Origin of the sequence: Sphingobacterium sp. UBA5670 (assembly GCF_002420705.1) — a bacterium.
Classification (GTDB): Bacteria; Bacteroidota; Bacteroidia; order Sphingobacteriales; family Sphingobacteriaceae; genus Sphingobacterium.
This window is the reverse complement of record NZ_DIIM01000009.1, coordinates 125,633-135,656: the sequence shown is the minus strand read 5'-3', so window position 1 is coordinate 135,656 and position 10,024 is coordinate 125,633. Positions and strand designations below refer to the sequence as shown.

The window sequence follows — 10,024 nt, the reverse complement described above, 5'->3', positions numbered from 1 at the left end:
AATCCTTCTGTGTTTTATAGGCATTCCAGAACTGATCCCAGAGAAATTTTAGTTTCTATTTTTTAGCAGATAGGCTAGCCAGCACTTCCGCAACAACAAAATTGCTTCCGCCAACAAAAATAAGGTTACCTTGCTGATACGCATCTTTTGCGGCATCAAATGCAGCATCCACTGACGAATAATCTAGTCCGACTAAACCGAATTCCAAAGCTTCTTTTCGCAGTAAATCTGCTGGCATGGCACGAGGCATATCCGGAGCAGAGAAATAATAGATTGCATCTTTCGGAAGATAAGGTAACATATGAGACAAGTCCTTATCCCGCATCGCTCCAATGACGAAATGTAGCTTATCATAAGTTGTCGTAGCCAAGTTTTTCAGTACTTCATGAATTCCATCTTCATTATGTCCTGTATCACAGATAACAAATGGGTCTTTAGACAGTTGTTGCCAGCGGCCCTGAATTCCTGTTGCCTTCTGAACTTTTATTAACGCACGATGGACATGCTGCTCACTGATCTCAAACCCCTGTTTACGTAACTCATCCACAGCCAATAGCACACCTGCAAGATTTTTTACCTGATAGGAGCCTTTCAGATCGAGCTGATAGGCCACCGAATAACCTGCAGGATCAACAGCTTGTACTGTTAGGTAATCCTGGTCTACTGCTAACATCTTCGTACGGTATATATCTGAAGCGAATTGGAGAGGAGCCTGTTCTGACTGTGCTTTATTCAAAAAGACGGATGCCGTCTCTTCGGCATATTCTGAAATAACCACCGGGGTATTTTTTTTGATAATGCCTGCTTTTTCAGCGGCAATTTCCGCCAACGTATTCCCAAGAAGATTCATGTGATCAAAGCCAATATTGGTAATCACAGACAATACTGGTTGAATAATATTGGTGCTATCCAAACGGCCCCCAAGGCCGACTTCAATGACAGCGATATCAACCTTATTCTTCTCAAAATAATCAAAAGCCATGGCCACCGTAATCTCGAAAAAAGAAGGGCATACTTCTTCGATCAATTCACGATAGGTATTGACAAAATCCACGACAAACTCCTTCTCACATAACTGTCCGTCTACACGGATACGTTCTCTAAAATCAAGTAAGTGCGGCGAAGTATAAAGACCGGTTTTATACCCCGCTTCGGTCAAAATAGCCGCCAACATATGGGAAGTTGATCCCTTTCCATTTGTACCGGCAATATGTAAGGTTTTGAATTTTTGCTGCGGATTACCCAGCGCAGCGCAAAGTTTGATGGTATTGTCAAGGTCTTTTTTGAAGGCTGAGACGCCATCCCTTGTAAACATAGGCAATCGAGTATACAGATACTCGATTGCCTCATTATAAGCATTCATGTGAATGATTTTTATCTTAATCTAAAATTGAATACAATCCTTCCTGTCTGGGAGTCGGGAGCATTCGGCAATTGATTCAACCGAGCACCACGAACAGCACGCTCACATTTCTCCAGTAAAGATGGATCAGTTATCGTAGTACCTTTCACCCCAGCACGTGCATAGGTAATAATTCCTTGCTTGTTCACTCTAAATTCTACAGCAACCTTTCCCGCCTGTTGTCCGTTATCGTCGATACTCGGTCTTTGGGTAAAGCTTCGGTTTTCAATAGACAACATCATATTCCCATTTCCAGAACCCCCTTCGCCATAATTACTTGCTAAAGGATCACCTAGTTTGGAACCTTGATTTCCGGGTGTTGTCCCTGTACCGTCACCAGCTCCAGTACCGTTATTTTTATTACCTTTAAAGAGTGCCTTGGCATTTGCCTGCGGCGCCACTTCTTTTACCGCCTTGGTTGTTTCCGGTGCTTTTGAAACGACCTTCTTTTCAGTTTTTGTTACTGCAGGCGCATCTTCTAAATCCTGTGTAACGACCGCTTTTTCCGCAACCTGTTGTGTCGGAGTCGGTGTAGGCGTTTCAACAGGGTCAATACGGTCAGGGCGTTCGTTATTGGCATTCGGATCCACGGAAGGTTCTTCCACACTCATATAGTCATCCCCCATTCCTTCCGGTGAAGTGCCGTAATTGACGATCATCCCACCCATTCCATATTCGTCAGGTGCCTGTGCTTTAAAAACAACAAAAAATCCAATCAAGAGCAACGATGCCATGACCAAAGTCGATATCCCCAATGCTTTAGGGAAATTATTTTCTTCATGTTGAAGATGATATCTCATCGTATTAATCTCCTATATTAATAGCTGACCAATAAACTTGAAAAAAGTTTAATGATACTTACTTATCTTTTTTTGGTTCAGTTGCCAACACCACCTTTACTTTCAAACGGTTAGCTACATCCATGACCGAAATGACATTTTGGATAGGAACAGTATTATCGACATAGAGCATGATTGTCAACTCCTCTCCACCAGCCATTTGCGATTGAATTGCAGCTTCCAATCCTTCAATAGGAACTGGAGTTTTATCAATGAAATAGCCCAAATCTTTTGTAATCGATATTGTGACAGTTTTTTTTGCAACAGATTGTTCGCCAGCGCTAGATTTTGGTAACAAAAGCTTAACGACCTGTGGATTAGAAACTGCTGAGGCCAACAGGAAGAACAACATCAAGAAAAACATGATGTCATTCAGCGCTGAAGTATGGACCTCCGCAGATGGTTTATTTTTTCTACTTCGTAAGTTCATTATCTTCCTGGTTCATCCAATAAATCAATAAATTCTACTGCATCGGTTTCCATACGTAAAATCAATCGCTCGACCATCATATTTAAAATATGGTAACCCAAATAAGCCAAGATACCAACGGCAAGACCTGACGCAGAAGATACCATTTTTACATATAAACCTCCAGATACAGATGCAATATCAATACCACCGGCTAGCTCAACTTCATGGAAAATCTTAATTACCCCAAAAATCGTACCCACGAAACCAAGCATCGGCGCAATACCTGCAATAATACCCAAGATATTAATATTCTTCTCTAATTTGGCAACTTCCAGCTTACCAACATTTTCAATAGCGCCCTCAATATCTTTGATAGGTCTTCCGACACGCAATAAGCCTTTTTGCAACATACGTCCTAACGCAGAGTTACTCGAACGGCATACGGCCAACGCAGAGTCCAGGTTTCCGGATAGTACATTCGCTTTCACCTGTGACATGAGGCTATTATCATATTTTGCTGCACGACGAATAGTCAGATAACGTTCAAAAAAGATAACCAATCCAATAAAGAATAACAATAGGATCGGAATCATAATCCATCCCCCTTTGATCATCATATCGATCAAACTCATGTTTTCTGTACTTGCGGCGGCAGGTAATGGTTGTTGCGCAGCTTGATTAAATGAATCCACAGCGGCTCTTGCTGTATCCTGTACTAATGACATAATTATTAATAGTTTTATATAGTTTCTATAATTTTTCTACCCAAGCACCTTCAATTTTTTTCTCTACAGATTTCTTTGCGAGGTCTGCCTCTGATTTTGTCATGTAGGTATTCAAGATGATTTTCTTCTTATTTCTTTTAAACTTTCCTTCCACTGCTCGCGCTGTTTTGTAACCCATTTCCCGAAGGCGTTTTGCCTCCTGCTCAGCTTGTGCCATTGTTTTCGCAGAACCAATGACCAATTGATAGCTTGGCTGCGCGACGGGGATCGACTCTTTGATCACTGGATTTGCCTCCAGAACAGGAGCTTTGGTGGCTGGATTTGCAACAGTTTGTGGCGTCGCGTTTTTAACAGAATCAGTAACTTTGATTTTTGCTAATGAATCAGCTTTTTTCAAACTATCTGCCGTCAATGTATTGGACAGTGTATCAGTAGTTACAAGCTGTTTATTCTGAACAAGTGTATCCGTATTTACAACAACTGGTTTGCTTGCACCGAATAGCGAATCTTTTAAGTTCGGATTCGTATAAATAACCCCTACAGCGACCATCGCCAATACAATGATTCCGGTGATCCAATACCAAACTGCATTAGAATGACGGGGTTCTTCTTCATAGACATCCGGCACATACGTTGAATGCGCATTAGCTGCAGCTATAGCACCAAGCTCTTTTTTCTGAACCTGCTCTTCTTGAGTAACAGCTTCATCAGCAATGAGTTCGTCGCTATCCGTTAGCGCGGTCTCATCTGCAGGTTCAGTTTCCTCGATTTTCCTTTCTTCTCGTGTGTCTACTTCGGGCTCCACAACATTGGAGTCACTTGTTATTTCGGTCTCAGGAGTCAGTTCATCCGCTAATACTGGGGGTACCGATTCATCTACAGATTCGACAACTTCTTCCTTATTTTCATCCTCATCAGTTTCCTCTTCGGGGATCGCTACTTCCTGAATCTTCGTATTCGACACAAGTTCTTCCGTTTGTGCTCGCTCGGGATCAGCGTCTAGAGCCGGATCTTCTTTCAAAGGTGAAGACTCAGCCAATTGTTCTTTTACTTCCTCCAAAGACGAAACAACTGTTTCAATTTCTGGCGCAACAAGATTTTTAACTGGCTGGAAGTCGAATCCGGACAAGTCCAAAGGTTTGAAGACTAAACTTGCGCCATAACTAATCAATAACCCAAGATCATCAAGTTTGACCTGTCCAAATTGCCCCAAATCAGCCCGCAGGTTCTCAACAGTTTCCGACAAGATCTGTTGCGCCTGATTTAGGCCCAAGTTTTCCTGCTGTTGGATATAATGAACAATATTAAATCCTTGTTGGGCCGAATAGTCCAGCTCAACGTAGGAAATTGGTGGCAAAAACACATTATTCTGTTTATCGAACTGGGCCGGAGAATGAATTCTTTTGAACACACCTATTCCGGGCACGTATACTTCCGCATAACGTTTTAATAAACTATTGATGTTTTTGCCTAGATTCATCGCACACTATTTTAAGATGCAAATTTATAATCTTAATTCGTTAAAACGAATAATTAAGACCACCAATTACATTAAAGCCCAATCTTGGGTAATACATATAACGTTCGTACTCTTTTCCAAAAATGTTATTTGCTTTCACGAAAATACCAAATTGTTTTTTGATTCGATATTCTGCACCGGCATTAAGATCGGCAAACGAAGCAATTGTTGCTTTATGACCACTGTTAGCAATACGGCTGCCATCTGTGTTATAATCATAAATATACGCATATGTATTGCCTTGGGTGGAAAGTTCAGCATCTATGAACAATTTATCGGAAATATTGAAACGCGCATTGGCCTGCATACGGAATTTAGGTAAACCCCAAGCTTCTTCTTCATCGCTCAATTTGTAGTCGTCAATAAAGACCTTTCCACCTAGATTAACCAGTTGCGAAAGACGGACATTGATCTCTCCTTCCAATCCCATGTGCTTAGCCTTATTGATTATGCCGTCATAAACTACATCGAAAGCCCAAGGAACATAGCCATTTTGACTATCACCATACGTACTGTTTTTAAACAAAGGCAATCCTTCAATCTGCTTATAGAATACCTTTACTTTATAACCAAATGTTGCGCCTGCATTTCCTTTTAATCCTGCATAGACGTTCATTTTCTCTATCGAGTTGATCATTCTGACATTGGGTGCCAAATAAGGATTCTCTTTAGCGAAACTACGGAAAGACGCTTGTTTTACGCCGCCATTAATTCCGGCAAACAAAGAGATATATTCAGGTGCCAAAGCAAAATCAGCTTCTACTGATGGGAAAACATTGAATCGTGTACTATCACCGAATTCGGAAGTCAAATTCGCTCCCAAGGTTACATTATAGTTGTCGCCTTTGAAACGGATATATGGATTAATAACGGCCAAATGGTTTTTTACCTCAGCGCTATCTTTCGCATTATTCATCGTTACGCTTAAATTCGCTCCAACATTGAACGCACTTAAACGCTTATTCAGATAACCTGATAATGCAATTGAATTCTCTTTGGCCTTGTAAGCATCTTTAAACAAGTAGCCGTCAACTTTTGCTGAATAGCTTAATGCTTGCTCATTTTTAGGATCAACATTACTTGACAGTTCTCCATTTAAATAGATATCTGTAAAAGTTTGCTTATCCGGAGTCGCATTCAACAAGGTTGTTCCCGGTTGGTCAAAAGTCTGTCCATAGAAATTTGTTCCATAACGATTGTAGCCCAGGGTACCTTTTACTGTTACCGCGTCCAATACACGGCGACCAAAGATACCGATATCCTGTGTACTGAACTTCTGTCCATCAATATTACCTTTTTGGCTCAAATGCTTTGCAAATAAACCAAATCGTGTGTTTTCAAACTGCTCAGAAGCTAAATAAGCCTCACCCAAGATACTATTATAGTTACCGATACCAAATTTGACATAGTTGCTACTATGCTCAAAAGGTTGTGCAAAAGGAATCTCTTGTACATCCAATTGTTTCAACCCCGTATTGATATCCAATTTTTTGTCCAAAATATTGTTGTAGGACAATTTGGGCTGATACTCCCTTTTATTGGTCATATCGGGACTGCGGCGGATTTTTACAGCATCGGCAAGAATTGGCTTATAATCACGAACAACATCAAAAGAATCGATAGTGACCGGTTTTTCAGGATCATTCTTCTTGCCTGTTTCCTGTGCAAAAGAATTCAATCCCACGCCCATCAAAAGCGCTGCTAAAGTATATTTCTTCACGTTTCTATTTTGCAACTTCTTCATTGTATCCTATTTCTTTTTGTTGTTCAATTTATTTAGACGTTCTTTTGCGGCTGGCAAAATATCATCTTTCGCATCATAGTTATCCACAATCGATTCAAGTGTAGCTTTTGCTTGGAAGGTATCGCCCTTACCTGCATAGGCATCAGCCATGGTGATAAAGCTTTTTGCTACCCAATATTCGTAGGAAGAAAAATTATCCGATAAATCCATTGCTGTTTTGATACAAGCATCATATTGTTTATTTTCCAATTGCAGTAGGGCAACATTGTATTTTGCTTCCGCACCGTATACGGTACGGCTCTTCAACGCTGCCAAACTGAATTCTTTCATTGCTTCAGTTTTCTTATTCTGCTTAACATAGCATTTACCGGCGTACAAGAAAGCATTTGCGATCTCTTCCTCGGAAGACTTTTCGTAATTCTTAACCGCGTTGGTATAATTTAATGCTTCTTTATAATCTCCAATCTGGTAATAAGAGACCATGAGGTTGTTGATTGCAAAACCATAATTAGACTTGTATTCAGAAGTAAGTTCCAGTTTTTTCAACAGCTGCGTAGCCTCATTATATTTCTTTTGTTTCAAATATAAATTGGATACAGAAATTAACGTGCGCTCTGTATAAGGGGAAGTCCAGTCATTCAAAATAATATTGTAATCATGTAATGCATCTTCTGTATTTCCCAATGCTGCGTTACTTTCTGCCCGCACAAAGCGTGCATATTTCTCTTGGTTTGGTTTCGGGAATTTATCGAAATAAGCATTTACAGCTTCCACTGCACCTTGGTAATTCCCTCTGGAGAATAAAGTTGTAGCAGTGGCGAATGAACGGGAATCTTGCTCCGACTTCGACGCATCGCCTAAGTTTGTTCCAGTAGCATATTTGATATAACCTGTTGCATCACCTTTGTCCAGATAGATGTTCTCAATCGAACGCATGGCCTGTCTTGCCTCATCCGTTGATGCATATTGGTCGACCACACGTTGGAATGTTGCCAATGCAGCGTCGTTGTTATCTTGGTTATATTGAACTAGACCAATTGTCACCAAAGCACGTGGAACATAACTACTACGTGGATATTTTTCCACCATTGTTTGGAGCCCAGAGATCGCCTGATCACTCTCTCCCATCAAGAAACGCGTATAAGGGATCTCAAATGCAATATCATCAGCATAATTAGAATTCGGGAATTGTGAAATAACAGCATTCAATGTTGAGATCTTACCATTGTTATCCCCCTGTAATCCTTGAATAATACCTCTTTGGAATAAAGCATAATCCTGACTAGGAGCTTTAGACGAGATCAATTTATTGTATTCAGTTAATGCCCTGCCGTAGTTTTTGGAGGAGAAGTAAGAATCACCTAAGCGTGCAATAGCATCATTACGTGTATTCATTTCAATTCCCTTTGAACCACCAGAAGCTAAGAAACGCTCGAAGTAATTTGCCGCAGTACTGTAATTACCATTACGGAAAGCCGCGTAAGCTAAAGCATAATTGGCATAACTATAAACGTCTGTTTTGCTAGCGCCTGGCAAGCGTAAGAATTTATTGAAATTCGTAACCGCTTCTCCGTATTTACGTACTTCATACATAGCCTCTGCTTTCCAGTAAGTTGCCAAAGCATAAATTTCCTCATCATAACGAAACTCTTCAGAGCGCATGAATAAGGAGATTGCATTTTCAAAAGCACGCTCGTTATAATATTCCAAACCTCTGTAGTAGGTCACCTTTTGATAAGCTGCATTTGCTTCTTTTCCACGTTTAGGGATAGATTCCAAAATATCAACTGCCTCGCGGTAATTCTTTGTGCTCAGTAATACTTCAGCAAGCAAGGTTTTTGCTTCCTCCAAACGTTTCGATTTTGGATAGGTTTTCAGGTATTCCTGTGTCGACGCCAAGGCGACTTGGTGAAATTCCAATTCATAGGAAAGCTTTGCATAATTGAATAACCCTTCTTCTTGCATCGCTGGATCAAAATCCAATTTCGAAGCACGGAAAAAGGCGTTACGCGCAGATTGCTTATTGCCTTTCTTCAAGAAAGAATCACCTAGGGTAATCATCGCAGATTGATAATATGCATCCGGATCAGTCATTTTTTCCAATTCGGTGATTGCTTTATCGTAATCCTTCAATTTATAGGCAATGTAACCAATTTGGTAGCTATCCTGATTATTCTGTGTCTTACCTTGATCTTGTGCCTGGAATTTATCGTAATAATCTTTCGATGTTTTTAGATCACCTTTGATAAAGTACGTTGCCGCGATAATACGGAACATCTCTGTTTCGTTTTCCTGTTTCGTTCTTGACAGAATTGGCAATGCATAGTCCAGCACATCATCATAGCGTTTATCCAAGAAATACAGAGCTGTGATATAGTAAGGATAGCTATTTTCGAATTGTTTCGAACCATTCAGACGTTCAAATTCATTCAATGCAGTTTTATACTCTGCATCTAAGTACGATAAGTAAGCATAATAATAGATCGAAGCTTCCTGAAATTCCGTTTTTTGGTCTTTCAGCCCTTCAAATAATGGTTTTGCTGTTTTATAATCCTTAGTCATAAAGGAAGCATATCCAAATTTAAAGCGATATTCGACATTTTCCTTTCCTGCTAAATTTTTGCTATCGATCTTATTAAACCACTCTAATGCTTTAACATAATCTTTTTTAGCATAATAGGATTTACCGATCTGAAAATAAGCCGCTTTAGCGTTTGCACTGACAGGGAAATCTTTGATGTATTTTAGAAAACGGTTTTCGGCATCGGATTCGCCCAATTCCAAGGCACAAACCGCTTGATAATACCGTACGTTCTCTTTCAACAAAGACAGTTCCTCTGTTTCGTCCAATTGCAAATTGGATTTTGTCCGCAAGGCTTCAACACGATCAAACTGTGCTGAAGCAGAACTAAATTTTCCGCGTTCATACAATTCCATCCCTGTTTTGTACGCCTTGTTGATTTGTTGCCATTCTGTCTGTTGCGCTAATGCTGGCGTCGCCATAACGGTTAATGCAACTCCCACCTGGTAAATCTTCTTATACATAATATGTGAAACCTTAATATGTTATTTATCTGCAAATGTAAATGAATCTCCCTCCAAAAAGCGATCAATTTGATTTAAATTCAAATTCATCAAAACTTGCTGTCTCTGATGGCCTGAAGATAGGCCAAAATTTATTGAAAATCAATTCAAACCTCCTCTTTTCAGGGAGATAGTTTTATTCATTTTACTAAATTATACTTTAATTGAGCTATTTTACACAAAAGTTATTAACATCTGTGTATAACCCTGTATTATAACGGAAATTTTGCACAAAAAATATGCCCGACAAAAAATAAAGTCAGGCATAATATTGTTGAATTAGAAAACAGTATAACCTC

7 protein-coding genes are annotated in these 10,024 nt (G+C 39.9%); all 7 read right to left on the bottom strand.

Going from position 1 to position 10,024, the window contains the following annotated elements; translation table 11 throughout:
* Window positions 1–55: 55 nt before the first annotated feature.
* From B3C94_RS08885 to B3C94_RS08855, 7 genes are read right to left on the bottom strand one after another with little or no spacing between them, the layout of a single operon-like run.
* Complete coding sequence (locus B3C94_RS08885) at window positions 56–1,363, bottom strand: bifunctional folylpolyglutamate synthase/dihydrofolate synthase (RefSeq protein ID WP_293902198.1); 1,308 nt, start codon at window positions 1,361–1,363, stop codon at window positions 56–58.
* 11 nt (window positions 1,364–1,374) lie between these two features.
* On the bottom strand, window positions 1,375–2,202 hold the full coding sequence (locus B3C94_RS08880; RefSeq protein WP_293902195.1) for an energy transducer TonB: 828 nt from the start codon (window positions 2,200–2,202) through the stop codon (window positions 1,375–1,377).
* Window positions 2,203–2,260: 58 nt separating this feature from the next.
* Window positions 2,261–2,671 carry an ExbD/TolR family protein gene (locus B3C94_RS08875; protein ID WP_293902192.1) on the bottom strand — a complete coding sequence of 137 codons (411 nt, stop codon included), beginning with the start codon at window positions 2,669–2,671 and terminating at the stop codon, window positions 2,261–2,263.
* The gene (locus B3C94_RS08870) at window positions 2,671–3,378 is read right to left on the bottom strand and encodes a MotA/TolQ/ExbB proton channel family protein (RefSeq protein ID WP_293902189.1); all 708 of its coding nucleotides are present in this window, start codon (window positions 3,376–3,378) and stop codon (window positions 2,671–2,673) included. The genes B3C94_RS08875 and B3C94_RS08870 overlap by 1 nt, the downstream gene beginning before the upstream one ends.
* A 25-nt stretch (window positions 3,379–3,403) precedes the next feature.
* Entirely contained in the window at window positions 3,404–4,858 is a 1,455-nt protein-coding gene (locus B3C94_RS08865; protein ID WP_293902186.1) for an SPOR domain-containing protein, read from the bottom strand.
* A gap of 40 nt (window positions 4,859–4,898) precedes the next feature.
* A complete protein-coding gene (locus B3C94_RS08860) occupies window positions 4,899–6,641 on the bottom strand; it encodes a TonB-dependent receptor (RefSeq protein ID WP_293902183.1) in 1,743 nt (580 codons plus the stop codon).
* 6 nt (window positions 6,642–6,647) lie between these two features.
* Window positions 6,648–9,686, bottom strand: a complete 3,039-nt coding sequence (locus B3C94_RS08855; protein WP_293902180.1) for a tetratricopeptide repeat protein — start codon at window positions 9,684–9,686, stop codon at window positions 6,648–6,650.
* Window positions 9,687–10,024: the final 338 nt, after the last annotated feature.